Origin of the sequence: Microbacterium sp. T2.11-28 (assembly GCF_950097975.1) — a bacterium.
GTDB lineage: Bacteria > Actinomycetota > Actinomycetes > Actinomycetales > Microbacteriaceae > Microbacterium.
In genome coordinates, this window is record NZ_CATNHF010000001.1 from 311,418 (window position 1) to 337,398 (window position 25,981).

Here is a 25,981-nt window from a genome sequence, read left to right on the forward strand (position 1 = left end):
GCGCCCCCGGTCCTGTCCGGGCCTCCCCGGCGCGCGCCCCTGCCGCCGGCATTCGCACCGTCGTAGGCTGGCCCCGTGACGACCGCCTACGAGCCGCCTCGCCCCTGGATCGCCAGCTATGCCACGGGGGTACCCGCCGACATGGAGCCGGTGACCGGCTCGCTGCTGGACATCGTCGCCGCCTCCGCACGCGACTACCCCGATGCCGTCGCCCTGCAGTTCTTCGGCCGCGAGACGACCTACCGCGACCTCGAAGCGGCGATCTCCCGCACCGCCGCCGGGCTGAAGGCGCTCGGCGTCGGCCCGGGCGACCCGGTCGCCATCGTGCTGCCGAACTGCCCCCAGCACATCGTCGCGTTCTACGCCGTGCTCCGGCTGGGCGCGGTGGTGGTCGAGCACAATCCCCTCTACACGCCGCGTGAGCTGCGCAAGCAGTTCGAGGACCACGGCGCCAAGACGGCGATCGTGTGGAGCAAGGTCGTCGAGACCGTGCAGCAGTTCCCCGCTGACATCGCGGTGACCCACGTCGTGAGCGTGGACATCACGACGGCGATGCCCCTGTCGCTCCGGCTGGCACTGCGGCTGCCGATCGCCAAGGCCCGCGAGTCCCGCGCCGCCCTCACCACCCGGGTGAGCGGCGCGATCCCGTGGGACCGCATCGCGCAGAGCGCTCCGCTGCCCGCGGGGCACCCCTACCCGCAGACCGACGACCTCGCGATCATCCAGTACACGAGCGGCACGACGGGGACACCTAAGGGCGCCATGCTCACGCACCGCAACCTGCTCTCCAACGCCCGGCAGTCGCAGCTGTGGGTCCCGTCCATCCAGCGGGGAAAGGGCTGCGTCGTCTACGCCGTGCTGCCCATGTTCCACGCGTACGGACTCACCCTGTGCCTCACCTTCGCGATGTCGATGGGCGCCCGCCTCGTGCTGTTCCCGCGGTTCGAGCCCGACATGGTGCTCGAGGTCACCAAGAAGCACCCTGCGACCTTCCTCCCCCTTGTGCCTCCGATCGCCGACCGCCTCCTGTCCGCTGCGCGCGGTGCCGGCGTGTCGCTCGCCGGCACCGAAGTGGCCATCTCTGGCGCGATGGCGCTTCCCCACGAGCTGGTCGTGCCCTTCGAGGAGGCCACGGGCGGGTATCTCGTCGAGGGATACGGACTGTCGGAGTGCTCGCCCGTCCTCATGGCCAACCCCGTCGCGGACAACCGGGTACCGGGGACGGTCGGGCTGCCGCTGCCGGGCACCGAGTGCCGGGTGGTCGACCCCGACGAGCCCACGCGCGACGTCGCACAGGGCGAGCGCGGTGAGCTGCTGGTGCGCGGACCGCAGGTCTTCTCCGGCTATTACGGACGGCCGGAGGAGACCGAGAGCGTGTTCGTCGACGGCTGGTTCCGCACCGGCGACATCGTCACCATCGGCGACGGCGGGTTCGTCCGCATCGTCGACCGGATCAAGGAGCTGATCATCACGGGCGGCTTCAACGTCGCGCCGACAGAGGTCGAGAACGCCCTTCGTCAGCACCCCGAGGTGGAGGACGCCGCCGTCGTGGGCCTGCCGAGCGATCGCTCGGGAGAAGAGGTCGTCGCGGCGGTCGTGCTGTCTCCGGGCGTCGACCACCCCGACATCGAAGGGATCCGCGCGTACGTGCGGAGCGTCCTGACGCCGTACAAGGTCCCGCGGCGGGTGTTCGTTGTCGACGAGCTCCCGAAGTCGCTCATCGGCAAGGTGCTCCGACGCCAGGTGCGGGATTCGCTGCTCGCGCTCGCGCAGCCGTCCGACGGCTGATCCGAGGGCTCCGGAATCAGGCGCCGCCGGCCTCGTCGAGCCCGGCGGGGCCCTGCTCGACCAGGATCTTGAACTGGGCCGCGTCGATGATGCGGATGCCGAGCTCCTCGGCTTTCGACAGCTTCGAGCCTGCGCCCGGGCCGGCCGCGACGAAGTCCGTCTTCTTCGAGACGCTCGAAGCCGCCTTGCCGCCCGCGGCCATGATCGCCTCCTGCGCTCCCTCGCGCGAGTAACCCTCGAGGGAGCCGGTGGCGACGACGGTGATTCCGTCCAGCACACCGCCCGCCGCGGCCGCCGCGCCCGGCCCGGGGTGGCCCGGGATCCACAGGCGGGCACCAGCCGCCGTCCACCGTTCGACGATCTCGCGGTGCCAGTCGACCTCGAACCACTCGATCAGCGCGTCGGCGATGATGCCGCCGACGCCGTCGACGGCGGCGAGCTCGTCGCGGCCGGCGGCGCGGATCGCGTCGAGGGAGCCGAACCACTGGGCGAGGGCCCGCGCGGCCACAGGCCCGACGTGACGGATGTTCAGCGAGACGAGGAACCGCCACAGATCCTTCGTCTTCGCCTTCTCGAGTTCGTCGAGCAGCTTCAACGCGGCTGCGGAGGGCTGGGGGCCGGTGAGACCCTCCTTCTTCTCGGCCGTGGTCGCATTGCGCTGGAAGGGACGACGCGTCTTGACCGTGCCGTCGGCATCCTCCTTGGCGAGACCCGTCTCGGCGTCGCGCACGATCACCTCGATGGGCACCAGCTGCTCGAGGGTCAGCTCGAACAGCCCGGCCTCCGTCTGCAGCGGCGGGACGGCCGGGACCTCGGGCTGCGTCAGCGCCGCCGCCGTCACCTCGCCCAGCACCTCGATGTCGAGGGCGCCGCGGGAGCCGATGTGCTCGACGCGGCCGCGCACCTGCGCCGGGCACGTGCGCGTGTTGGGGCAGCGCAGGTCGATGTCGCCCTCCTTGGCGGGGGCCAGGGTCGCACCGCACTCCGGGCAGTGGGTGGGCATCACGAACGCCCGCTCCGTGCCGTCGCGGAGCTCGGCGACCGGCCCGAGCACCTCGGGGATGACATCGCCGGCCTTGCGCAGCACGACGGTGTCTCCGATCAGCACGCCCTTCTGCTTGACCACCTCCTGGTTGTGCAGCGTGGCCTGCCGGACGACGCTGCCGGCGACCCGGGCGGGGGCCATCACCGCGAAGGGCGTGGCACGGCCCGTCCGGCCCACCGAGACGACGATGTCGAGCAGCTTGGTGTTGACCTGCTCCGGCGGATACTTGTAGGCGATCGCCCACCGGGGTGCCCGACTGGTCGCGCCGAGCTCGTCGTGCAGCGCGAGCTCGTCGACCTTCACGACGACGCCGTCGATCTCGTGCTCGACGTCGTGCCGGTGCTCCCCGTAGTGGGCGACGTACTCGCTCACGCCCTCGACGTCCTCCCACGTGCGGAAGTACGGGCTCGTGGGCAGGCCCCACCCGGCGAGGAGCTCGTACACCTCGCTCTGGGAGGCCACCGGCGGCCTCTCCCAGGCGCCGATGCCGTGGACGAACAGCCGCAGCGAGTCGAGCCGGGCCTGCCCCGCCTCGCGCTCGAGACCCGACTTCTTCTCCAGCTGCTGACGCAGACCGCCGCTGGCGGCGTTGCGCGGGTTGGCGAAGGCCGGGAAGCGGCGCAGCGCCGCCCGGTCGGCCTTCTCCTGGTCGAGGCCGCGTGCGGTCGCGTCGGCGATGACGCGTTCGCGCATGCGCGCCTGGAGGGCGTTCAGCTCTTCGAAGGCGGCGACCGGGATGAAGACTTCGCCGCGCACCTCGACCAGCTCCGGGTGCCCGGAGCCGGTGAGCCGCTGCGGCACGCCCGAGACGCGCACGGCGTTCACGGTGACGTCCTCGCCCACGCGGCCGTCGCCGCGCGTGGCCGCCGAGACGAGGACGCCTCGCTCGTAACGCAGGCTGATCGCGAGTCCGTCGATCTTGAGCTCGGTGAGCCAGCGCACCTCGCGACCGGCGGCGTTGCGCGTCTTGACGCACCATTCCGCGAGCTCCTCGGGACTGAAGACGTTGTCGAGGCTGAGCATGCGCTCGGCGTGCTCGACGGGAGCGAACATCGAGTTCTCCGCCGCGCCGACGCTGAGCGTCGGGGAGTCCTGGCCCTGGAGCTCGGGGTGCAGGCGCTCGATCTGCTCGAGGCTGCGCATCCATCCGTCGTAGGTGGCGTCGTCGACCAGCTCCGCGTCGCGGCCGTAGTACGCCTCGCGCGCATCGAGGATGAGGCCGGTCAGCCGCGCCGCCTCGGCACGCGCGTCGTCGAGCGGAAGGGAGTCGAGGTCAGCGGCATCCGTCACCCCGTCAGTCTAGGAGCGACCTCCGACACCGCGACCGCCACGAGCGACCTCAGCCGCCGACGGGCACCGCCGACACCGTCCGGGCGATCGTGAACTGGCCGAGCACGCGCGTGCCGACGTAGAGCACCGCCGTCTGACCCGGCGCCACGCCGTCGAACGGCGACGCGGGGCGCACCACGATCTCGTCGCCGACGATCTCGGCCAGCGCCGCCACCGGCTCCGCATGGGCCCGGATCTGGACCTCGCACGCGAACGACGAGGCCGACGGCGGTCGCCCGGTCCAGCTCCGGCGCGTGCCGGCGATCTCGGCCGTCGCCAGCGCCTCCCTGGGCCCCACCACGACGGTGTTGGTCACCGGGCGCACCTCGAGCACGAACCGCGGCTTGCCGTCCGGGGCGGGAACGCCCAGCGAGAGCCCGCGCCGCTGGCCGACGGTGAACGCGTGCGCGCCCTCGTGCGCGCCGACGACGGCGCCGCTGCGGTCGACGATGTCGCCCTCCGCCGTGCCGACCCGCTCGGCGAGCCACCCGCGGGTGTCGCCGTCGGGGATGAAGCAGATGTCGTGGCTGTCCGGCTTCTGGGCGACCGTCAGTCCCCGCTCGGCGGCTTCGGCGCGCACGAGGGCCTTGGTCGGGGTCGTCCCGAGAGGGAAGTACGTATGCGCCAGCTGCTCGGCGGTCAGCACGCCGAGCACGTACGACTGGTCCTTCGCCGCGTCCGAGGCGCGGTGGAGCTCGCGTCCCTCCGGGCCGTCGACGAGGAGCGCGTAGTGGCCGGTGCACACCGCGTCGAAGCCGAGCTCGACGGCGCGCTCGAGCAGCGCCGCGAACTTGATCTTCTCGTTGCACCGCATGCAGGGGTTCGGCGTCCTGCCGGCCCGGTACTCCGCGACGAAGTCGTCGATCACGTCATCGCGGAACCGCTCGGAGAAGTCCCAGACGTAGAACGGGATCCCCAGCCGGTCGGCCGCGCGCCGCGCGTCCATCGCGTCTTCGATCGTGCAGCAGCCGCGGCTGCCGGTGCGCAGCGTCCCGCCGGCCCGGGAAAGGGCGAGGTGGACGCCCACGACCTCGTGCCCGGCGTCGACGGCACGCGCCGCGGCGACTGCCGAGTCGACGCCGCCGCTCATCGCCGCGAGGATCTTCATGCGTCCAGTCTACGAAGCGCCCGGCAGCCGGGGCCGCGGCACTCAGCGCGATCCCGCGGCGACGGCGCGTGCGTAGGCGGCAGGGAGCGCCGCGAGGAGGCTGTCGACCTCGTCGGCCGTGGACGTGCGTCCCATCGTGAAGCGCAGCACCGAGCGTGCGGCCCGCTCGTCGCGACCGAGCGCGCGCACGACGTGCGACGGCTCCGCGACTCCCGCCTGGCACGCCGATCCGGTGGAGACGGCCACCTCCGCCTGGTCGAGCAGGAAGAGGAGCGTCTCCCCCGCCGCGCCGGGGAAGAGCACGTGGACGTTGCCCGGCAGCCGGAGGTGCGGATCGCCCAGCAGCTCCGCCTCCGGGATCGCGGCGCGAATGCCGTCGACGAGCCGTTCACGCAGCCCGACCAGGCGCGCGGCCTCCGCCTCGCGCCCGCGTTCGGCGGCGGTCAGGGCCGCGGCGAAGGCGGCGGCGCCGGCGACGTCCTGCGTCCCCGAGCGCAGTCCCCGCTGCTGCCCGCCGCCGTGCAGCAGGGGCGACAGGCGCGCCTGGCGCGACACGACGAGCGCACCGGTGCCCACCGGCGCGCCGATCTTGTGGCCGGAGACGCTCAACGCGACCAGGCCCGTGGAGGCGCGTCCCTCTCCTCGCCAGGCGGCGAAGCGGACGTCGACAGCGCCGGCGGCCCCGACGGCGTCGAGGTGGAGGGGGACGGCTCGCGCAGCCGCGGCCGCTGCGAGCGCCGGCGCGTCCGAGACCGTGCCGACCTCGTTGTTGGCGATCAGCGCCGTGGCGAGGGCGGCGCCGGGAAGCGCCGACGCGAACGCGTCCACGGGGACGGCGCCCGTCGCCTCGAGGGGCACGGCGACGACCCGTGCGGCCTCGGCCGCGTGCAGCCACTCGACGGCGTCCATCGTGGCGTGGTGCTCACCGTCGGGCAGCACGATCGCGTCGGAGCCCGCGCGGCGTGCCCACCACAGGCCCTTGATCGCCAGGTTGACGGATTCGGTGCCCCCGGAGGTGAACACCACCTCGATGGGATCGCAGTCCAGCGCGGCGGCGACGTCTTCGCGCGCCTGCTCGAGGATGCGCCGGGCGCGCTGCCCCGGGCCGTGGACGGACGAGGCGTTGCCGACCACGTCGACCGCGTCGAGCCACGCGGCGCGCGCCTCCGGACGCAGCGGGGTGGTCGCGGCGTGATCGAAGTAGGCCGTCACCCGCTCACCTCCTCCGCCCTGCGGATCCGCGCGTGGTCGGCGCGCGGCGTTACTACTGTAGATCGCATGCTTCCCGTGCCGGACGTCGCCGACGCCTCCTTCCTGTCGCCCGCGCTCGATAGCCTCGGGGTCACCCAGGGTCCCGACGGCGGCACCCTCCGGGTGTGGTCCGGCGCCGCGACCGCCGTCGAGCTGGTCCTGTTCGACGAGGTGGACCTCGACTGGATCATCGACACGCTGCCGCTGACGCGCCGACCCGGCGACGACGGCGCCGGCGAGGTCTGGGAGGTGACCACCCGCGCCCTCACGCCGGGCGCGCGCTACGCGGTCCGCGTGGACGGGCCGCACGGCCCGGGAGACACCTTCAATCCGCAGACGCTGCTCATCGAGCCCTATACGAAGGGCCTCGTGTCGGGGGGCCTCGGAGATTGGCGCTCGGTCGTCGTCGACGAGTCGTTCGACTGGGGCGGCGTGTCCAAGCCCGCGGTCCCCTGGGATCGCACGGTGATCTACGAGGCGCACGTGAAGGGGCTGACCAAGAGGCATCCGGCGATCCCGCCCGCCCTGCACGGCACGTACGCGGGTCTCGCCCACCCGGCCACGATCAGCCACCTCCAGGCGATCGGGGTGACGTCCGTGGAGCTGCTGCCCGTCCACGCGTTCGAGAGCGAGCCCCGGCTCCTCCAGCACGGGATGACGAACTACTGGGGCTACAACACCCTCAACTTCTTCACCCCGCACGCCGACTACGCCACGGCCGCCAGTCGCGCGGCGGGCCCCGACGCGGTGCTCCGCGAGTTCAAGACGATGGTGCGGGATCTCCACGCCGTGGGAATCGAGGTCATCCTCGACGTCGTCTACAACCACACCTCCGAGGGCGAGCTCGGCGGACCGCGCTCGAGCCTGCGCGGCATCGACGGGCGCGCGTACTACCGTCAGCACGACGACGGCGCCTACATCGATGTGACGGGCTGCGGGAACTCCCTCGACACGTCGACCGATGCCGCGGCGCGCCTGATCGTGGACTCGCTGCGGTACTGGGCGGGCGAGCTCCAGGTCGACGGATTCCGGTTCGATCTCGCCGCCACCCTGGGGCGCGGCGCCGACCACTCCTTCTCCCCCGACCACCCGCTCATCCGTGCCATCGTGGAGGACCCTGCCCTGGCGGGCGTGAAGATGATCGCCGAGCCGTGGGACGTCGGAATGGGCGGATGGCAGACCGGCAACTTCGGTCCCGGGTGGGCGGAGTGGAACGACCGCTACCGCGATCGCGTGCGCAACTTCTGGCTCAGCGACGTGGACTACGCGCGTCGCGCGGGGACGGCTCCCGTCGGCATCGGTGGCTTCGCCACCCGCCTCGCCGGCTCGTCAAACACGTTCTCGCAGGCGCGCGGTCCTCTGGCCGGCGTCAACTTCGTGACGGCGCACGACGGCTTCACCCTCCGCGATCTGGTGTCCTACGACGTCAAGCACAACCTCGGCAACGGCGAGCACAACCGCGACGGCGCGGACATGAACCGCTCCTTCAACCACGGCGCCGAGGGCTCCACGGAGGACGAGGCCATCCTCGCCCGGCGCCGGAAGGCCATGCGGAACCTCCTCGGCACGCTCCTGCTGTCGGCGGGGGTTCCCATGCTCACGGCCGGCGACGAGTTCGGGCGCACTCAGCGCGGGAACAACAACGCCTACTGCCACGACTCCCCCCTCACGTGGGTGTCGTGGGACCACGCGCCCTGGCAGCAGGACCTCGCCGCTCACGTCGGCCGCCTGCTGCAGCTGCGCCGCGACAACCCCGCCCTCCGGCCGTCGCGGTTCGCCCACGAGGCGCAGACCGTGCCGAGCGCCTCGGTCATCGACTGGTACGACGAGCACGGTGAGACCATGTCCGGCGACCGATGGACCGATCCGGCGCACCGGACCCTCCAGTACGTCGCGCAGTCGACGCCCGAGAACGAGCAGCCCAACCGCATCCTGCTCATCGTGCACGGGAACGAGCGTCCGGTCGACGTCACCCTCCCCCGCATCGACGGCGTCCGGCGCTACGTCGCCCTCTGGTCGAGTCTCGATGAGCGCCCGACGGCGGAGGAGCCGGTCTTCGAGCCGGGCGACGTCGTCTCCCTCCCCGACACCGCGATGCACCTGTTCCGCGTCGAGTAGCGGCCGCCACGGCGTGCGGCGGTGTACCGCCGCTCGCAACGGAGGTAGGTTCGAGACGTGGCCACGACGACGAACACCACCGGAATGGTGCGCAGCACCGCACAGATCCCCCTCCGCCCGGCGGTCGCGTGGCAGGCCGAGGCGGGCACCCGCAACGGGCGCATCCCGCTGGTGCTGCCGCGGCCGACGACACCGGATCCGCGCTTCCCCGCCAGCGCCTTCGTCGGCGAGGCGGTGCCGTTCCAGGTGACGGCGTTCCGCGAGGGCCACGACGCGATCGGGGTGCACGTCCGGCTCATCTCCCCGAGCGGCGCGGAGTCGCTCCACCGCCTCACCGCCCTGGGCGACGGGTTCGATCGGTGGCGGGTCGGCGTCGCGCCCCTCGAGCAGGGTCTGTGGAGCTTCCGGTTCGAGGCGTTCGGGGACGACTTCGCGACCTGGCAGCACGCGGCGGACGTCAAGATCGCCGCCGGCGTCGACACGTCCCTCATGCGCGAGTCGGGCGCCCTCCTGTTCCTGCGCGCCGCGGCCGAGAAGTCGCGGCCCGCCGCCGAGCGCCGCGCGCTCACCGACGCAGCGGCGAGCCTTCGCGACGCGGAGCGCGACGACACGGCAGCGCTGGCGATCGTGCGCGATGCGTACTTCGCGAGCGTGTTCGCCGCCCGTCCGCTCCAGTCCCTGCTGACGGTCGGACCCGAGCTCTCCCTGCTCGTCGAGCGCGAGCGGGCGGGCGTGGGCGCCTGGTACGAGTTCTTCCCGCGCTCCGAGGGCGCTCGACGCCTGAAGGACGGCACCGTCAAGAGCGGGAACTTCCGCACCGCCAAGAACCGGCTGCCGGCGGTGTCCGCCATGGGCTTCGACGTGCTGTACCTGCCGCCCATCCACCCGATCGGCACGCTCAACCGCAAGGGTCCCAACAACACCCTCACCGCCGGTCCCGGCGACCCCGGGTCGCCGTGGGCCATCGGCTCGGCCGCGGGCGGCCACGACGCCGTGCATCCGGAGCTCGGCACGCTCGCCGACTTCCGCGCCTTCGTGCGGGCCGCGGCCGCCGAAGGGCTCGAAGTCGCCCTCGATCTGGCGCTGCAGGCCGCTCCCGACCACCCGTGGGTGACAGCCCATCCGGAGTGGTTCACGACGCTTCCCGACGGCTCCATCGCCTACGCGGAGAATCCCCCCAAGAAGTACCAGGACATCTATCCGATCAACTTCGACAACGACCCCGAGGGCATCCGGGCGGAGGTGCTGCGGATCGTCCGCCACTGGATCGCCCAGGGCGTGAAGATCTTCCGCGTCGACAACCCGCACACCAAGCCGCTGCAGTTCTGGGAATGGCTCATCGGAGCGGTCACGGCCGAGCACCCCGACGTCGTGTTCCTCGCCGAGGCGTTCACGCGCCCCGCACCGCTGCAGGCCCTGGCGTACAGCGGCTTCCAGCAGAGCTACTCCTACTTCACGTGGCGGAACACCAAGACGGAGCTGGAGGAGTTCTTCCGGTGGATCTCCGACGAGACGGCCGACTTCATGCGGCCCAATCTCTTCGTCAACACGCCGGACATCCTCACCGAGTACCTCCAGTACGGCGGGCGCCCCGCGTACAAGATCCGCGCCGCCCTCGCCGCGACGGCGGGAGCCAGCTACGGCGTCTACGCCGGGTACGAGCTGTTCGAGAACGTCGCCCGGCCGGGATCCGAGGAGAACATCGACAACGAGAAGTACGAGTACAAGCTCCGAGATTGGGCCGGCGCCGAGGCCGCCGGCGACTCGCTCGCCCCGTACCTGACGCGGTTGAACGAGATCCGGCGCGCCCACCCCGCTCTCCGCCAGCTGCGGGGACTGACCGTGCACTGGAGCGACGACGAAGCGATCCTCGTCTACTCCAAGCACCTGCCGGCCGAGCTATCGCCGGACGGGGTCGCCGACACGATCATCGTGGTGGCCAACGTCGACCCCCACTCGACCCGCCAGACCATGGTGCACATCGACAGCACGGCGTTCGGCGTGCCGCGAGGGCACGACTACGACGTCGAGGATCTCGTGACCGGCGCCCGATGGACCTGGAACCAGGACGCCTTCGTCCGCCTCGACGCGTTCGCCGAGCCCGTCCACATCCTGCACGTGAAGGGGTCCCGATGACCACGCCCTCAGATTCGCTCCTCGACGCGGTCGCCACCGGATCCCACCACGCCCCCCACGACGTCCTCGGCGTCCACCGCGACGGCGAGGGCTGGGTCATCCGGGCCCGCCGGCCGATGGCGGCGACGGTGACCGCGGTCACCGCGGCGGGCGTGCGCATCCCCCTGGAGCACGTGCGGTCGGGCGTCTGGGCGGGGTCCACCGACGCCGATCCCGGCGCCTACGACCTCCTGGCGACCTACGACGGCGGTCCCGAGCATCGCGTCGACGATCCGTACCGCCACCTGCCGACGCTCGGGGAGATGGATCTGCACCTGATCCGTGAGGGACGGCACGAGGAGCTGTGGCGGGTTCTCGGCGCGCACGTCCGCCACTTCACCGGGGCGGCGGGCGTCTCGTTCGCCGTCTGGGCGCCGAACGCACGGGCGGTGCGGGTCGTCGGCGGCTTCAACGGCTGGGACGGCCAGTCCCACGCGATGCGCTCCCTCGGATCGAGCGGGGTGTGGGAGCTGTTCATCCCCGGCCTCGGTGCGGGGGCCACGTACAAGTACGAGCTCCTCACCGCCGACGGCCACTGGATCCTCAAGGCCGATCCCATGGCCCAGGCGGCCGAGCTGCCTCCGGCCACCGCGTCGGTGGTGACCGAGAGCGCCTACGCGTGGGGCGACGACGACTGGCTGACCACGCGCTCGTCGCGCTCGCCCGTCGACCAGCCCATGTCGACCTACGAGCTGCACCTCGGCTCGTGGCGTCCCGGCCTCGGCTACCGCGACGCCGCCGATCCCCTCATCGAGTACGTCACCGCCGCCGGCTTCACCCACGTGGAGTTCCTCCCCCTGGCCGAGCACCCGTTCGGCGGCTCGTGGGGCTACCAGGTGAGCGGCTACTACGCGCCGACGAGCAGGTTCGGCAGCCCCGACGACCTGCGCTATCTCATCGACCGCCTGCACCAGGCCGGAATCGGCGTGATCATGGACTGGGTGCCGGGTCACTTCCCGAAGGACGAGTTCGCCCTTGCGCGCTTCGACGGTCGCGCGCTGTACGAGCACCCCGATCCCCGTCGCGGCGAACACAAGGACTGGGGCACGCTGATCTTCGACTACGGCCGGAACGAGGTGCGCAACTTCCTCGTCGCCAACGCCCTGTACTGGTTCGAGGAGTTCCACGTCGACGGCCTGCGGGTCGACGCGGTGGCTTCCATGCTCTACCTCGACTACTCGCGCGAGGCCGGCGAGTGGGAGCCGAACATCCACGGCGGGCGCGAGAACCTCGAGGCCATCCGGTTCCTCCAGGAGGTCAACGCGACGTCCTACAAGCGCTACCCCGGCATCGCCATGATCGCCGAGGAGTCGACGAGCTTTCCCGGGGTCACGGCCCCCACCGACCAGGGCGGTCTCGGCTTCGGCTTCAAGTGGAACATGGGCTGGATGAACGACTCGCTGGAGTACATCAAGCGCGATCCGATGTACCGCTCGCACCACGAGGGCGAGATGTCGTTCTCGTTCGTCTACGCGTTCACCGAGAACTTCGTGCTGCCCATCAGCCATGACGAGGTCGTCCACGGAAAGGGCACGCTGTTCACCCGCATGCCGGGCGATCACTGGCAGAAGCTGGCCAACATGCGCGCCTATCTCGCGTACATGTGGGGCCACCCCGGCAAGCAGCTGCTGTTCATGGGACAGGAGTTCGGCCAGATGTCCGAGTGGTCCGAAGGCCGTGGGCTCGACTGGTGGATGCTCGATCAGCCCGCGCACCAGCAGCTGCTCTCCTTCGTGGGCGCCCTCAACCACCAGTACGCCGAGCACGCCCCCCTGTGGTCGCGCGACAGCGACGGGTCCGCCTTCTCCCGCCTGGGCGCGCCGTCGTGGAACCCGAACGTCATCGCCTTCGCGCGCCGCGACAACCACGGCAACACCGTGGCGGTCGTCAGCAACTTCTCCGGCGCCCCGGTGTACGACTACACGCTGGACCTGCCTGAGCGCGGCGAGTGGCGCGAGGTGCTCAACTCCGACGCGGCCGCATTCGGCGGATCGGGAGTCGGCAACCTCGGTGCGGTGCACACCGACCACCGCGGGCAGGCCACGATGACCCTGCCGCCGCTGGGCGTGCTCTGGCTGGCGCACCGCGCCTGACGCGCAGGCCGGTGCGCGGGCCGACGCTCAGAAGAGCAGGCTCGCCAGCCGGCCGCGCGCTCGCACGACGCGCGCGTCCGCGTCGCCGATGAGCCCGAACAGTTCGAGCAGACGCTCACGCACCGGCGCGCGCTCGTCGGTCGGCAGCTCGGAGAAGAGCGTCAGCAGGCGGTCGAACGCGTCGTCGACGTGTCCGCCGGCGACGTCGAGATCCGCGACCGCCAGCTGGGCAGCGACATCGTGCGGGGCTGCGGCCGCCGCGGCGCGCGTCTCCTGCAGGTCCAGTGCCTGCACCCGGGAGAGCAGACGCACCTGGCCGAGGCCGGCGCGAGCGTCCTCGTCACGCGGGTTCTCCGCGAGCGCGGCCTCGTACGAGGCGATGGCGGTGGCGTAGTCGCCGGCTTCGATCGCGTCGAACGCGGCCTGATGCAGGGGCGGCAGGGCCGCGGGCTCCTCATCGGCGTCGGCCACGGCGTCGGAGCCGCTCACGGGCACCGTGCCGGTCACACCGTGCTGCGCGGCCAGCTGGAGCAGCTGCCCGAACACCTCGCGAACCTGAGCCTCCGGGACGGCGCCGGTGAACAGCGGCACCGGCTGCCCCGCGACGAGAGCCACGACCATCGGGATGGACTGGGCCCGGAAGCCCTGAGCGAGCTGCGGGTTGGCGTCGACGTCGACCTTGGCGAGCACCAGACGACCCGCCAGCTCCTGGACGACCTTCTCCAGGATGGGGCTCAGCTGCTTGCAGGGACCGCACCACTCGGCCCACAGGTCCACGACCACGGGCACCGTGCGCGACAGCTCGAGCACCTGCGCGAAGGTGTCGTCTGTCGCGTCGAAGACGAGCGAAGGTCCACCGGCGGGCGCGCCGTCCGCCCCCGCCGGCGCGGGCTGCGCGGCGGGACGGGAACGGAGGGAGGACAGGTCGACGGCCCCGCGCAGAACGGCGCCGGGGGTGGGATCGGTCACTTCTTCTTCACCACCTTGGCTGAGAGGATGTCGGACGAATAGCCGAGGAACCGGATGCGCTCCGTCGAGCTCTGCGACGGGACGAAGAAGAACAGCTGGTCGGCGTAGCTGCTCCGGAAGCCCGTCGAGGACTGGGTGACGCCGCTCAGCGTCTTGACCACTTCGTTGTCGTCGACCTTGATCACGGCGTCCTCGTTGGTCGGGGTCACGGTGTCGTTCTCGTTCACGGTGACCGCAACGATGGCACCGCTGTCGAGGGTCGCCATGGCGACGGGGTTCGTCGACCCGGCCGACGCCGAGAACGAGATCTTGCCGGTCTTGGACCCGGTCTTGTTGAAGTCCTCGACGCGCGCGGCGCGGTTGTCGGCCACGAGCGTGCGGAACGTGTCGGTCTCCGCATCGAACATGGGGGCGAACTCGCTGTCATCGCCCTTGTCCAGCACGTCCGCGTAGGCGGCTGCGAGGTCCTGCGGGGCGATGAGGAGGAAGGCCGAGTCGGGCTGGACCTTCGGTGCGCCGATGTAGGGCGGGGCGACATTGAGGCTCGCGTCGGCGACCATGTTCGCGACGTACGAGAGCTTGTAGTTCGACCATGCGTCGCGCTGCGTGACGGTCATGATCGTCGCGACGCCCGAGTCGGCGTCCTCCACGACGGCGAAGAAGGTCCGCGGCCAGCCCTCGAAGGCCTCCGGAAGCAGGATCTTCAGCGCGGTCGTGGGGATGGCCGGAAGCGGCTCGTGATCGTCGAGCTCCTTGCGCAGCGTGTAGTTGGTCTTGCGCGCCGCCAGAGCGGGACCCTCGAGGCGGACCGCCGCCTGCGCGGCGCTGTTCTTCTCGTCGGCCGCGGCCACCTGGGCGGAGATGCGGGTCAGGATGCGCTCCGCCTGGGCCTCGGTCACTGCCGGCGGGTCGTCCTGTCCCTCGGGCACGACGACCGTCGCCGAGGGCGTCGGCGTCTCCGACGGACCGAACTGGGGCCACGAGTCCGCCGAGCACCCCGACACGAGGAGGGCGGACACGACGACGACCGGAAGCGCCACGAAGCCGCGGCGGCCCCCGGAGAGCTGTCGGCGGGACGGCGAAGAGCTGATCACGCCCTTGTCGGCGGAGGCCTCACTGAGATCGATCGGCTCGGTCCGCGCGATCGGCAGGCCCTTGCGGCGAGGGCCGCGCGAGCGACGCACGTGCCGCACGCCCAGGATGTACAGCACGATGCCGATCGCCAGCATGATCCCGCCGCCCACGATGAGCGGGCCCGCCCAGGGCGTGGTCACGCCTGTCGGCCAGGTGACGGAGAGCTGCGCCGGTGCCGGTTCCACCCCGTCGGCGGCAACGAGCACGCTCATGTCGGCGGGCAGCTGGAGCGGCGCGATCAGCACGTCCTCCTGCTGGAACTCGTCGACCCAGAGGTCGGAGCCGAGGGGCGACAGCGGCTCGGAGGGCTCCGCGTCGGCCTCCTCCTGCGGGGCGGCGACGCTCTCGGTGACGATCTCCTCACCCTCGCGGGTGACGTGGACGTAGTCGCTGCGTGCCAGCCAGGCCATCATGTCGTCGGTGCGCCCGTAGGCGGCGAAGATCTCGCCGTCCCCCTGGGCGCGCAGGGTCTGCGACCCGGTGTGTCCGCTCAGGACGCCTCCGTCGACCAGCACGTACGGGGTCGACTCGGCGATCTCGATGGACTGGGTCTCGGTCTTCGGTCCCTGCAGCACGGTGCGCTGGGCGATGCCCGCACCGATCATCACCGTGGCGAGCACGAACGCCGCCACCGCCCAGACAAAACGCACGAAAGGTCACCTTCCTGCACCACGCGGCGACGTCAGAGGCCGCCCTAGTGTGCACAATCGACGTTCCAGACTAGCGAAGTGACCTGAATGTCGCCCGGGAGGGGGTGGCGCTCACCCCGGGATGGGGCGGCCCGCGTAGTGTGGGGCCACCACGACAGGCAAAGGGCTCCCGTTGAAGATCCAGCATCCGTTCCGCACCGCGCTGATCGCCACCCTCGGCGTCGGCGTCGGCATCCTGCTCATCACCAGCGTGCAGACGCTCTCCACGGTCCTCCTCTACGTGGGCACCGCCCTGTTCCTGGCCCTCGGACTGGACCCCCTCGTGTCGTGGCTGGAGCGACGCGGCCTCCCGCGATGGGGCGCACTGCTCATCACCTTCGCGGCGGTCCTCGCCGCTTTCGCGGGAATCATCCTGATGGTGGTGCCGATCATCGTCGGGCAGATCAGCCAGCTCGTCACCGAGATCCAGAAGCTCGTCACCAGCGCCGTCGACCAGGAGTGGGATCCGATCACCGCGTCCAAGGACTGGCTGCACGACATCTTCCCGGCGCTCAACGTCGACCAGGTCTTCGAGTACCTCTCGGACTGGTACGCCTCGATCGACATCGGGAACGTCGGCACCATGGTGGGCGAGAGCCTCGTCACGATCGGCGCCGCGATCATCGCCGGGTTCACCGGCGCGATCATCGTCCTCATCCTGACGATCTACTTCACGGCCTCCACCCCGTCGCTGAAGGCCGCGGTGTACCAGCTGGTGCCCGCCTCCAAGCGCGCGCGGTTCATCGACCTCTCGGAGCAGATCACCGCATCGGTCGGCTACTACGTCATGGGGCAGGTCTCGCTCGGCGTGATCAACGGCGTTCTCAGCGCCATCTTCCTCTCGATCATCGGGGCCCCGTTCCCGGCCGTGCTCGCCGTGATCGCGTTCTTCTTCTCGCTGATCCCGCTCGTGGGCACCCTGACCGGCTCGGTGATCATCGTGCTCACGTGCCTCATCCCGGGGCTCGGATCGCCGCTGACGGCGCTCGTGGCCCTCATCTGGTACGTCGTGTACATGCAGGTGGAGGCGTACCTGATCTCGCCGCGGATCATGAACCGCGCCGTCTCGGTGCCCGGAGCCGTGGTCGTGATCGCCGCGCTGGCAGGTGCCTCGCTCGGCCAGCTGCTCGGAGCGCTGGTGGCGATCCCCGTCGCCGCCAGCATCCTGATCATCTACCGCCAGGTCGTCATCCCGCGTCAGAACGAGCTCTGACGCCCGGCCCGGGCGCGTTCAGGCGTCCGGCCACTCCGTCGCGAGGGGCAGGGCGTCGGGGTTGACCGCGGCCACGATCTCGGTGAGCACGCGGCGGGTCTGGTTCTCCCCCACCCACAGGTGCTTGCCGCCTTCGACCGCGATCACGGTCGCGTGAGGAATCGAGGCGAAGCGCTCTCGCGCCGCGTCGGGACGCAGATAGTCGTCGAGCTCCGGTACGACAACCACCACGGGGCGGTCGACCTGTGCCCAGGCGGCGACTTCCTCCGCGCTGGCGCGATGAAGCGGCGGAGACAGCAGGATGATCCCCTCGATGTCGTGATCGCGTCCGTACTTGAGGGCGAGCTCGGTGCCGAACGACCACCCCACGAGCCAGGGCCGGGGCAGTCCTCGCTCCTGCACGAACGAGACAGCCGCCGCGACGTCGAACGACTCGGCACCGCCCCCGTCGAAGTGCCCGCCGCTGGTCCCGCGCGGCGACGTCGTTCCGCGGGTGTTGAAGCGCAGCACGGCGAGGTCCGCCTGCGCCGGCAGGCGGCCCGCCGCCTTGCGCAGGATGTGCGAGTCCATGAACCCGCCCGCCGTCGGCAGCGGGTGCAGGGTGACGAGCGTCGCCACCGGCGGACGGCTCTCGGGAAGAGCCAGCTCGCCGACCAGCGTCACCCCGTCGAGCGTGTGCAGCTCGACGTCCTCGCGCCGCGCCGGCAGCAGGACCGGTCCCCTGATCTCCATGTCAGCCGATCCTCCAGCAAGCGGTGTGCCAATGACGGCGCGCGGCGAGGTCCGCCGCGTCGCCCAGGACTCCGTCGGCGCGCCACACGACGACGTGCGCGGTCCCGACGCCGACCTCGCGTCCGCATCCCGGGCAGGTGTACGGCTTCTGCGCCTGAGCGGCGCTCACCGGCTGGACGGTCCACTCGACGCCGCGACGGGTCTCCGTGCGCTTCCACCCGCTCAGCAGACGGGCGAACGCGTCGTCGGACGAACCGGCATCGTCACGCCGCCGGCGATGGGACCTCGGCATGCGTTCAGTACCAGCCCTTGCGCTGGGAATGATCCCAGGCACCGCACGGCGTGCCGTAGCGCCCCTTGATGTAGCCGAGACCCCAGGCGATCTGCGTTGCGGCGTTGGTCTCCCAGTCGGAGCCGGCGCTGGCCATCTTGCTCCCTGGAAGGGCCTGCGGGATGCCGTACGCACCGCTGCTCTTGTTGTAGGCGTTGACCCGCCAGCCGGATTCCTTCTTCCACAGCGCGACCAGGCAGGCGAACTCGTCGTCGCCCCACCCGCGAGCGGTCACCATCTCGTACGCCGTGGCCTGGGCGCTGCCGGGATCCGGGGAGACGAACGGAGGTGCCCAGCCGCTCGATCGGGACGACGAGCTCGACCCCGTCGACGTCGCCGTCGGGGTCGGCGTGGGCTTCGGCTTCGGCTTGACGTAGACGCTGTAGGTCATGTCGGCCCTGCCGAGGTCGTCGTCGGTGACGGTCGACGCGGCGATGTAGGCCTGAGCATCGGCGATCGAGCTGGCGTAGAGCGACACCGGATCGAGCTCTGCAGCCTCGGCACGCGGGCTCCCTGCTGTGAGCGGCAGCACGTAGCCGCCGGCGAAGGCAGCGGCGGCGAACACCGCGAACACCGAGAGCGCCCGGCGGCGGCGCGACCAGCGCGGCGGCTCGGACGAGCTGCGGTTCGATCTCGCGACGGCCCTCGACCGGTTCGCGAGAGACCGCCGTGTCACGGGGATCAGCTCGCCATCAGAAGTCACAGTGACAGCGATTCTACCCGGCGCTCCGGACCGTCGCCACGCCTCGCACGCCGCGCGCCCTCAACCGACCGCGAGCATGACCTCGATGACCGCATCGAGGACGGCGTCGACCTGCACCTCGTCGTAGCCGCCGCGCTGCATGCGGAAGGCGACCGTGCGCACCTGCTCGACGGTGAGGGACTCGCCCGACTCGAGATAGCGAGCGATGCGGTCGGCGACGATGTCGACCTCATCGATGCGGTAGCCCCAGCGCAGCCGGCTGACACGGCGGAATCTCTCCCGCTCGGGACGGCTCAGCCGGTCCAGCACCTCCTGCGCCAGCCGCCGGGACGACCCGACCCACTCCCGCGCGCCGGCCTCGGACAGCGCCTGCTCGCGCTCGCGCGCCGCGAACGCGTCCTCGATCCGCCCCATGGCCGCGTCCACGGCGTCGATCCGATAGCCGTGCTTGACGAGGCGGAAGGCGGTGCGCCGGACATCGGCCGCTGTGAGCGGCTCCGCGGTGCCGTCCTCGAAGGATCGGCGGGCGGCGGCGAGGAAGTCGTCCACCTGCGCGGGGTCGTAGCCCTGGACGCGCCCGGTCGTCAGCGGGAAGGGGAGGACCGTGCTGTCCTGACTCATGCGGCCGCCAGCGGAGAGAGAAGGAAGTACATCGCCAGCGCGGTCGCCGCCGACGGGAGGATGGAGTCGAGGCGGTCGAGGACGCCGCCGTGTCCGGGAAGCCATGAGCTCATGTCCTTGATCCCCAGGTCCCGCTTGATCATCGACTCCCCCAGGTCGCCGACCGTCGCCGAGGCGAGCACCGCCACGCCGAAGATCACGCCGGCCCACCACGGGATCTGCAGCAGCAGCATGCCGATGGCCACGGCGGCGGCGATGGCCGCGGTGGCCGCTCCGGCGAAGCCCTCCCAGGTCTTCTTGGGGCTGATGCGCGGCGCCATCGGATGCTTGCCGAACGCGAGCCCCGAGGCGTACGCGCCGGTGTCCGCCACGACGACGACCACGATCATGGCCAGCAGCCAGAACTCACCGCCGTCCTGACGCAGCAGCACGAGGGTGAGGCTGGCGAGGAACGGGACGTAGAGCGGAACGAAGCCGGCCACCAGCACATCGGAGAGCACGTCGCCGTACCGGCGGCCGTCGTGGGCCGACATCTGCGCGACCATCCGCCACACCACGAGGAAGGCGACCGCCGCGAACGTGGTCACCCAGTGCGTCCAGTGGCCCTCGACGAAGCCCGCGACCATGATGATCGCGCCCATCGCCACCTGGGGCCACACATCCACTCGACGGCCCGCGCTCTGGAGGGCGCGCGAGAACTCGAAGACACCCAGGAGGCAGACCGGGATGGCGAAGATCAGGAACAGCCACTTCACCCACAGGAGCGATCCGAGCACCGCGGCGCCGATCGCCATGCCGCTGAGCGTGGCCAGCAGAAGATTGCGTCCCGTACGCGCGTTGATGCGCTCGTTCACGTGCTCGAAGTCGGCCCGCGCCTTCACGATCTGATGCTCGAACTCGGAGCGAGCCGCGCGCACGTGCGAGTGCAGCGCCGTGACCTCGACCTCGGCGGCACGGCGCGCCTCGGCGCGCGTGCGCGGGGCGTCGCCCGCCCCGTGGTCGTCCGAGGGATCGTCGGTCATGGGTGCCTCACACCTCGAGGAGTTCAGCCTCTTTGCGCTTGAGCGCCTCGTCGATCTCGTCGACGTGCGCGCGCGTGATGGCGTCGAGCTCCTTCTCGGCCCGCGCGAGGTCGTCTTCGCCGACCTCGCTCTTGAGCGCGTCGAGCTCGTCCTTGGACTTGCGCCGGATGCCGCGCAGGTGCACCTTGGCGTCCTCGCCCTTGGAGCGCACCAGCTTGACATACTCCTTGCGGCGCTCTGCGGTCAGCTCGGGCATCGTGACGCGCACGAGATTGCCGTCGTTGGTCGGGTTCGCGCCCAGGTTCGGGGTGTCCCGGATGGCCTGCTCGATCGCCTTGAGCGCCGACTTGTCGTAGGGGGTGATCACGAGCGTGCGCGCCTCGGGGTTGTTCAGCGAGGCGAGCTGCGCGAGCGGCGTCGGCGACCCGTAGTAGTCGACGAGGATCTTCTGGAAGAGCTGGGGGTTGGCACGGCCGGTGCGGACGGTCGCGAAGTCGTCCTTCGCGGCCTCGACGGCGCGGTCCATGCGTGCGGTCGTGTCGGCCAGGGTCTCGGCGATCACGGTCACTCCATTCGTTGTTGCGTCGGTCAAGTCTAGTGCGGTGCAGGGCGCCGACTCAGACGGTGACGAGCGTGCCGATCGACTCGCCCAGCAGCGCGCGCGTCACGTTGCCGGCGGGCTCCATGCCGAACACGCGCATGTCGATGCCGTTGTCCATGCACAGGCTGAAAGCGGTCGAGTCGACGACCTTGAGACCCCGCTGCAGGGCGTCCCCATAGGTGAGGCGATCGAGCCGGACGGCGTCGGAGTGCGTCTTGGGGTCCGCGGTGTAGACGCCGTCGACGCCGTTCTTGGCGACGAGGACCTCGTCCGCGCCGATCTCGAGAGCACGCTGAGCGGCGACCGTGTCGGTCGAGAAGTACGGCAGGCCGGCGCCGGCGCCGAAGATGACCACCCGCCCTTTCTCCATGTGGCGCGCCGCACGACGGGGGATGTACGGCTCGGCGACCTGCGTCATCGAGATCGCGGACTGCACGCGTGTGGCGGCGCCCGCCTGCTCGAGGAAGTCCTGGAGCGCGAGGGCGTTCATCACCGTGCCCAGCATGCCCATGTAGTCGGCACGGCCGCGATCCATGCCGCGCTGGCTCAGCTCTGCGCCGCGGAAGAAGTTGCCCCCGCCGACGACGATCGAGATCTCGACCCGGTCCACCGCCGCGGCGATCTCGCGAGCGATCTGGCTGACGATGTCGGGGTTCACGCCCAGCTGACCTCCCCCGAAAGCCTCGCCGGACAGTTTCAGGAGGACGCGTCGGCGTCCGGTGGTCTCATCTGTCACGGGGTTCCTCTCGTCGGTTGCAGGATATCGTCCGGTGGGCATCGAAAAGGGGCCCGCATCTTCGCGATGCAGGCCCCTGTTCGGACTTACGCGCCGACCTTGAAGCGGGCGAAGTCGGTGATGGTGATGCCGGCCGCCTTCGCGACCTGGGCGACGGACTGCTTGTTGTCCTTCGCGTAGTCCTGGTCGAGCAGGGCGACCTGCTTGAAGAACGCGCCGACGCGGCCCTCGACGATCTTCGGCAGGGCGGCCTCGGGCTTGCCCTCGTTGCGGGAGATCTCGGTGACGATCTGACGCTCCTTCTCGACCTCGTCCTCGGGGACGTCCTCGCGGGAGAGGTAGGTCGGGTTGGCGAAGGAGATGTGCTGCGCGATGCTGCGCGCCGTCTCGGCGTCGGAGCCGGTGTAGGCCACGACCACGCCGATCTGCGGAGGCAGGTCCTTGCTGGTCTTGTGCAGGTAGATCTCGAAGGCGTCGCCCGAGAGGGTGCGGACGCGGCGGAGCTCGACCTTCTCGCCGATGATCGCGGCCTCGTCGGAGATGAGATCGGCGACCGTCTGCCCGTTCGCGTCGGCGGCGAGGGCGGCCTCGGCGGACTCGGCGCCCACTGCGGCGGCGGCGGCGAGCACCTTGTCGGCCAGCGCGATGAAGCGGTCGTTCTTCGCGACGAAGTCCGTCTCGGTGTTCAGCTCGATGATGGTGACCTTGCCGTCGACCTCGGCCGCGGCCACGAGGCCCTCGCTGGTCGAGCGGTCGGCGCGCTTGGCGTTGCCCTTCGCGCCCTTCAGGCGCAGGATCTCGACGGCCTTCTCGAGGTCGCCGTCGGCCTCCTCGAGTGCCTTCTTGGTGTCGACCATGCCCGTTCCGAGCTGCTCGCGGAGCGCCTTGATGTCGGCGATGGTGAAGTTGGCCATGGGTGGTGGCTCCTAGTCGTGGTGTCGTGCGAAAGCGGTGGTGATCCCGCTCGGCACCCGGCGTCGCGCGCGGGTGCCGAGCGTTCTCGGTGTCTGATTACTCGGCGGCCTTGTCGGCGGCCTCGTCGGCGGCGGGCTCCTCCGCAGCGGGCGCGGCAGCCTCGTCGGCGGCGGGCTCCTCGGCGACGGCCTCGGCCGGCTCCTCCGTGGCGGCAGGCTCGTCGGCGGCAGCGGCCTCGGTCGCGGAGCCCTGCTCGAGCAGCTCGCGCTCCCAGTCGGCCAGGGGCTCGGCGTCAGCGGACTCCTCGGTCGGCTGGTGACGCTGGATGAGGCCCTCGGCGGCGGCGTCGGCGATGATGCGCGTGAGCAGGCCCACCGAGCGGATCGCGTCGTCGTTGCCCGGGATCGGGAACTGGAACTCGTCGGGGTCGGCGTTCGTGTCGAGGATGCCGATCACGGGGATGCCCAGCTTTTTCGCCTCGTCGATGGCGAGGTGCTCGCGCTTGGCGTCGACGACCCAGATGGCCGACGGCGTCTTCTGCAGGTTGCGGATGCCGCCGAGCGACTTGTGCAGCTTGTCGAGCTCGCGCTTCTTCAGCAGGAGCTCCTTCTTGGTGAAGCCGCTCTCGGCCGGGTTGTCGAAGTCGAGCTCCTCGAGCTCCTTCATGCGGGCGAGGCGCTTGCTCACGGTCGAGAAGTTGGTGAGCAGACCGCCGAGCCAGCGCTGGTTGACGTAGGGCTGACCGACGCGGGTCGCCTGCTCGGCGATGACTTCCTGGGCCTGCTTCTTGGTGCCGACGAAGAGGATCGTGCCGCCATGGGCGACCGTCTCCTTGGCGAACTCGTACGCCTTGTCGATGTACGACAGCGACTGCTGCAGGTCGATGATGTGGATGCCGGAGCGCTCGGTGAGGATGAAGCGCTTGACCTTCGGGTTCCAGCGCCGAGTCTGGTGTCCGAAGTGGACGCCGCTGTCGAGCAGCTGGCGAATGGTGACGACGGCCATGGCCGTTCTCCTGTTCTTTCGGTTGTTCCCGCGAACCGGATGGTTGCGGAGCCTGGTGCCCCGGCGCACACCCACTCCACCGCGGAGCGATGGAGACCTGGGGTGTGGATGCCGATGTGCGGGCACGCGTAGTCACCCCGACATGCGGAGTGCGCCTCCAGTGTAACAGTCACGAGGCCTCCTCCCCCGCGTGCGACGTCCGTCCCGCGTACACCGATCCGGGCCGCGCGGCGGCAGGGGCGACGCCTCTCCCACACGCTGTCCCCATGCGAACCTCTCTGCGCCCTCGACGGCTGGCCGGTGCCGTTCTCCTCGTCCTGCTCGGGGCGTCTCCGCCGTCCGCCGCGGGCGCGGTCCCGGACGGGATCGACCGCCACGCACGCGCCGCCGTGGTGAGCGGAGAGGAGGAGGCCCGCGCGCCGTGGCAGTGGCCCACCGCGCCCGTCCGCGTCGTGGCCGCGTACGACGCGCCCGCGCACGAGTTCGCCGCCGGCCACCGCGGCGTGGACGTCCTGGCTGCGGCGGGCACGCCGCTGCGTGCGCCGGCCGACGGCGTCGTCGTCTTCGCCGGCACCGTGGTGGACCGTGACGTGGTGACGATCGACCACGGCGACGGCCACGTGTCGACGCTGGAACCGGTGCACGCGGTCGTCCGCCGAGGCGCACAGGTGCGCGCGGGTGACGTGGTCGCCCGGGCCGCCGCCGGCGGGCACGCCGCGCCCGGCTCCGTCCATCTCGGCGTCCGCCGGCACGGCCGGTACATCGACCCCCTCGAGCTGCTCGGCCCGCTTCCCCGGGCCGTGCTGCTGCCGTGCTGCTGAGGTGGCGGGGCGGGGAGGCGACAACCGTCTCAGCCGGGCAGAACCTCGTTGCGATCGCCGGTCACATCCGCGGAGCCGATGTCGGCGGCTTCCACCTCGTTGTCGTTGCCGACGATCACGAGGTCGCCGATATCACCGGCGACATCCCACGAGTTCCGGTCTCCCCGCACGGCCGCGCGGCCGACCGACCGGAGGTCGAGCTCATTGTCCTGGCCCTCGAGCGTCACGGCCTGCAGCGTCCGCGCCTCGATCTCGTTCCCGTCACCGCGGATCCTGACGGTGGACACCTCGACGCCGGTCAGGTCGATGTCGAGTCCCGTGCCGGCGACGTCGACCCGCCGGCACGAGCCCGTCACGATGAACTCCTCGTCGACCCCCGCAAGGGTGAGCACACCGTCGTCGCACCGGGGCGGCGCCGTGGACGGCGAGGGCGAGACGGAGCCGCCGCCGCCCGGCGGAGCGACAGTGGCGGACAACGGCGGCAGCGCACTCAGCGCCGGTGCCGGCTCAGCGGTGCATCCGCTGACGAGGAACGCGACAGCCCCCAGAAGCGCGACCGATCGCCGTACCGGCGCGCGTTCGCCGGGACGGACGAAGGGGTGCGAGCGCATGCCGCCAGCGTAGATGCCCGCGGCGACGGCGTCAGGCACGCGGGTGCGCGAGCCGATACGTCGCGGTGAGCTTCTCAGCCGAGACGTGGGTGTAGATCTGCGTGGTACCGAGGCTTGCGTGGCCCAGCATCTCCTGCACGGTCCTCAGGTCGGCTCCCCCGTCGAGCAGGTGCGTCGCGGCGGAGTGCCGGAGGGCGTGGGGTCCGAGCGCGACCGCTCCGAGGTCGGGACCGACCAGCCGGTTGACCACGTCGTAGACGGCGCGCGGACCGACGCGGCCACCGCGTGCTCCCAGGAACAGTGCGCGGGCATCGCCCGCCGTCGTGTCGGCGCGCCGGGCGCGCAGAGCGGGACGGCCCCGTACGAGGTATGCGTCCAGTGCCCGCTGAGCAGGCACGCCGTAGGGGGCGATCCGCTCCTTGTCGCCCTTGCCCGTCACCCGGACGGTCGCGCGCTGCGGGTCGAGGTCATCGATGTCGATGCCGCACAGCTCCGACACACGCAGCGCCGAGGCGTAGAGGAGCTCGAGCATCGCCGAGTCCCGCAGGTGTACCGGATCGCCGTCGGCGGCGACCGCCCGCGCACGATCGAGCACGCCCGCCATGGTGTCCGCCGTGGCGACCTTGGGCAGGGATCGTCCGCGCTTGGGCGCCTGCAGGCGGATGCTCGGGTCATCAACCCGCAGGCCGGTCTCGACCGCCCAGGTGAAGAAGGCGCGCGCCGCCGCGGTCCGCCGGGCGATGGTCGCCCGCGCGTCGCCTCTCTTGGTCGCCACCCACAGCCATTCCCTGAGGTGCTCGAGGTCGACATCCTGCAGCAGGGCGACGCCGGTGACGGCAGCAAGGTCACGCAGGTCGGAGCGGTAGGCGCGCACTGTGGCGGGCGACAGACGCCGCACGGTGGCGAGGTGCCGCGCGAACTCGTCGGCGGCGGTGATCAGCTCCATGCTGTCCAGAATGCCGCGCCGCACC

Annotated in this window: 22 protein-coding genes; 6 read left to right on the top strand and 16 right to left on the bottom strand. The window is 71.1% G+C overall.

From position 1 onward, the window contains the following. The first annotated feature begins 75 nt into the window (after positions 1-75). A complete protein-coding gene (locus tag QQZ13_RS01550) occupies positions 76-1,788 on the top strand; it encodes a long-chain-fatty-acid--CoA ligase (RefSeq protein ID WP_284527366.1) in 1,713 nt (570 codons plus the stop codon). Between the two features lie 16 nt (positions 1,789-1,804). Here QQZ13_RS01550 and ligA read toward each other — a convergent pair whose 3' ends face one another. Genes ligA through QQZ13_RS01565 form a run of 3 tightly spaced genes read right to left on the bottom strand, consistent with a single transcriptional unit; the run spans position 1,805 to position 6,482 of the window. Beyond that, on the bottom strand, positions 1,805-4,123 hold the full coding sequence (gene ligA, locus QQZ13_RS01555; protein WP_284527367.1) for an NAD-dependent DNA ligase LigA: 2,319 nt from the start codon (positions 4,121-4,123) through the stop codon (positions 1,805-1,807). Between the two features lie 49 nt (positions 4,124-4,172). Next, positions 4,173-5,270, bottom strand: coding sequence for a tRNA 2-thiouridine(34) synthase MnmA (gene mnmA / locus QQZ13_RS01560; protein ID WP_284527368.1), 1,098 nt, complete (start codon positions 5,268-5,270; stop codon positions 4,173-4,175). A 42-nt stretch (positions 5,271-5,312) separates the two neighbouring features. Next, entirely contained in the window at positions 5,313-6,482 is a 1,170-nt protein-coding gene (locus QQZ13_RS01565) for a cysteine desulfurase family protein (RefSeq protein WP_284527369.1), read from the bottom strand. Positions 6,483-6,548: 66 nt separating this feature from the next. On the opposite strand from QQZ13_RS01565, the gene glgX reads away from it, so the two are divergent. The 3 genes from glgX to glgB all read left to right on the top strand — a co-directional run bounded on the left by glgX (position 6,549) and on the right by glgB (position 12,907). Beyond that, positions 6,549-8,639, top strand: coding sequence for a glycogen debranching protein GlgX (gene glgX / locus QQZ13_RS01570; protein WP_284527370.1), 2,091 nt, complete (start codon positions 6,549-6,551; stop codon positions 8,637-8,639). Positions 8,640-8,807: 168 nt separating this feature from the next. Further along, a complete protein-coding gene (locus tag QQZ13_RS01575) occupies positions 8,808-10,775 on the top strand; it encodes a maltotransferase domain-containing protein (protein WP_284528008.1) in 1,968 nt (655 codons plus the stop codon). Beyond that, positions 10,772-12,907 carry a 1,4-alpha-glucan branching protein GlgB gene (gene glgB / locus QQZ13_RS01580; RefSeq protein WP_284527371.1) on the top strand — a complete coding sequence of 712 codons (2,136 nt, stop codon included), beginning with the start codon at positions 10,772-10,774 and terminating at the stop codon, positions 12,905-12,907. Before QQZ13_RS01575 ends, glgB begins: the two co-directional genes overlap by 4 nt. Before the next feature lie 27 nt (positions 12,908-12,934). On the opposite strand, the gene QQZ13_RS01585 is transcribed toward glgB, so the two are convergent. Both QQZ13_RS01585 and QQZ13_RS01590 read right to left on the bottom strand, forming a co-directional pair. Next, complete coding sequence (locus QQZ13_RS01585; RefSeq protein WP_284527372.1) at positions 12,935-13,876, bottom strand: tetratricopeptide repeat protein; 942 nt, start codon at positions 13,874-13,876, stop codon at positions 12,935-12,937. Next, the gene (locus QQZ13_RS01590) at positions 13,873-15,660 is read right to left on the bottom strand and encodes a glycosyl transferase (protein ID WP_284527373.1); all 1,788 of its coding nucleotides are present in this window, start codon (positions 15,658-15,660) and stop codon (positions 13,873-13,875) included. Before QQZ13_RS01590 ends, QQZ13_RS01585 begins: the two co-directional genes overlap by 4 nt. Positions 15,661-15,832: 172 nt before the next feature. Between QQZ13_RS01590 and QQZ13_RS01595 the strand changes: the two genes are divergently transcribed. After that, on the top strand, positions 15,833-16,912 hold the full coding sequence (locus QQZ13_RS01595; RefSeq protein ID WP_284527374.1) for an AI-2E family transporter: 1,080 nt from the start codon (positions 15,833-15,835) through the stop codon (positions 16,910-16,912). An 18-nt stretch (positions 16,913-16,930) separates the two neighbouring features. Here the strand turns inward: QQZ13_RS01595 and QQZ13_RS01600 are convergent, their stop codons facing one another. The 9 genes from QQZ13_RS01600 to rpsB all read right to left on the bottom strand — a co-directional run bounded on the left by QQZ13_RS01600 (position 16,931) and on the right by rpsB (position 23,578). Further along, a complete protein-coding gene (locus tag QQZ13_RS01600; protein ID WP_284527375.1) occupies positions 16,931-17,644 on the bottom strand; it encodes an alpha/beta hydrolase in 714 nt (237 codons plus the stop codon). A gap of 1 nt (position 17,645) precedes the next feature. Next, positions 17,646-17,936, bottom strand: coding sequence for a hypothetical protein (locus QQZ13_RS01605; RefSeq protein ID WP_284527376.1), 291 nt, complete (start codon positions 17,934-17,936; stop codon positions 17,646-17,648). A gap of 4 nt (positions 17,937-17,940) precedes the next feature. Beyond that, a complete protein-coding gene (locus QQZ13_RS01610; protein ID WP_284527377.1) occupies positions 17,941-18,678 on the bottom strand; it encodes a lytic transglycosylase domain-containing protein in 738 nt (245 codons plus the stop codon). Positions 18,679-18,738: 60 nt separating this feature from the next. Beyond that, the gene (locus QQZ13_RS01615; protein ID WP_284527378.1) at positions 18,739-19,299 is read right to left on the bottom strand and encodes a DivIVA domain-containing protein; all 561 of its coding nucleotides are present in this window, start codon (positions 19,297-19,299) and stop codon (positions 18,739-18,741) included. Continuing rightward, a complete protein-coding gene (locus tag QQZ13_RS01620) occupies positions 19,296-20,321 on the bottom strand; it encodes a phosphatidate cytidylyltransferase (RefSeq protein WP_284527379.1) in 1,026 nt (341 codons plus the stop codon). Before QQZ13_RS01620 ends, QQZ13_RS01615 begins: the two co-directional genes overlap by 4 nt. Positions 20,322-20,328: 7 nt before the next feature. Beyond that, on the bottom strand, positions 20,329-20,883 hold the full coding sequence (gene frr / locus QQZ13_RS01625) for a ribosome recycling factor (protein ID WP_284527380.1): 555 nt from the start codon (positions 20,881-20,883) through the stop codon (positions 20,329-20,331). Positions 20,884-20,938: 55 nt separating this feature from the next. Then, complete coding sequence (gene pyrH / locus QQZ13_RS01630; protein WP_284527381.1) at positions 20,939-21,658, bottom strand: UMP kinase; 720 nt, start codon at positions 21,656-21,658, stop codon at positions 20,939-20,941. A gap of 86 nt (positions 21,659-21,744) precedes the next feature. After that, the gene (gene tsf, locus QQZ13_RS01635) at positions 21,745-22,572 is read right to left on the bottom strand and encodes a translation elongation factor Ts (RefSeq protein ID WP_284527382.1); all 828 of its coding nucleotides are present in this window, start codon (positions 22,570-22,572) and stop codon (positions 21,745-21,747) included. Positions 22,573-22,669: 97 nt separating this feature from the next. Further along, a complete protein-coding gene (gene rpsB / locus QQZ13_RS01640; protein WP_284527383.1) occupies positions 22,670-23,578 on the bottom strand; it encodes a 30S ribosomal protein S2 in 909 nt (302 codons plus the stop codon). 266 nt (positions 23,579-23,844) lie between these two features. Between rpsB and QQZ13_RS01645 the strand changes: the two genes are divergently transcribed. Beyond that, positions 23,845-24,399: a murein hydrolase activator EnvC gene (locus tag QQZ13_RS01645; protein ID WP_284527384.1), complete on the top strand. Its 555-nt coding sequence runs from the start codon at positions 23,845-23,847 to the stop codon at positions 24,397-24,399. A 29-nt stretch (positions 24,400-24,428) separates the two neighbouring features. Here the strand turns inward: QQZ13_RS01645 and QQZ13_RS01650 are convergent, their stop codons facing one another. Together QQZ13_RS01650 and QQZ13_RS01655 are read right to left on the bottom strand one after the other, a co-directional pair. Next, on the bottom strand, positions 24,429-25,010 hold the full coding sequence (locus QQZ13_RS01650; RefSeq protein ID WP_284527385.1) for a hypothetical protein: 582 nt from the start codon (positions 25,008-25,010) through the stop codon (positions 24,429-24,431). Positions 25,011-25,041: 31 nt separating this feature from the next. Further along, positions 25,042-25,956 (bottom strand): tyrosine recombinase XerC, encoded by a 915-nt coding sequence (locus tag QQZ13_RS01655; RefSeq protein WP_284527386.1) that lies wholly within the window; start codon positions 25,954-25,956, stop codon positions 25,042-25,044. Between the last annotated feature and the right edge of the window lie 25 nt (positions 25,957-25,981).

Bases quoted from the DNA above. Each gene is read 5' to 3' on its own strand.
- QQZ13_RS01650 (WP_284527385.1), bottom strand. From the start codon at position 25,010: ATGCGCTCGCACCCCTTCGTCCGTCCCGGCGAACGCGCGCCGGTACGG.
- QQZ13_RS01620 (WP_284527379.1), bottom strand. From the start codon at position 20,321: ATGACCGACGATCCCTCGGACGACCACGGGGCGGGCGACGCCCCGCGC.
- QQZ13_RS01600 (WP_284527375.1), bottom strand. From the start codon at position 17,644: ATGGAGATCAGGGGACCGGTCCTGCTGCCGGCGCGGCGCGAGGACGTC.
- QQZ13_RS01605 (WP_284527376.1), bottom strand. From the start codon at position 17,936: ATGCCGAGGTCCCATCGCCGGCGGCGTGACGATGCCGGTTCGTCCGAC.
- glgB (WP_284527371.1), top strand. From the start codon at position 10,772: ATGACCACGCCCTCAGATTCGCTCCTCGACGCGGTCGCCACCGGATCC.
- QQZ13_RS01645 (WP_284527384.1), top strand. From the start codon at position 23,845: ATGCGAACCTCTCTGCGCCCTCGACGGCTGGCCGGTGCCGTTCTCCTC.
- mnmA (WP_284527368.1), bottom strand. From the start codon at position 5,270: ATGAAGATCCTCGCGGCGATGAGCGGCGGCGTCGACTCGGCAGTCGCC.
- rpsB (WP_284527383.1), bottom strand. From the start codon at position 23,578: ATGGCCGTCGTCACCATTCGCCAGCTGCTCGACAGCGGCGTCCACTTC.
- tsf (WP_284527382.1), bottom strand. From the start codon at position 22,572: ATGGCCAACTTCACCATCGCCGACATCAAGGCGCTCCGCGAGCAGCTC.
- glgX (WP_284527370.1), top strand. From the start codon at position 6,549: ATGCTTCCCGTGCCGGACGTCGCCGACGCCTCCTTCCTGTCGCCCGCG.
- QQZ13_RS01615 (WP_284527378.1), bottom strand. From the start codon at position 19,299: ATGAGTCAGGACAGCACGGTCCTCCCCTTCCCGCTGACGACCGGGCGC.
- QQZ13_RS01655 (WP_284527386.1), bottom strand. From the start codon at position 25,956: ATGGAGCTGATCACCGCCGCCGACGAGTTCGCGCGGCACCTCGCCACC.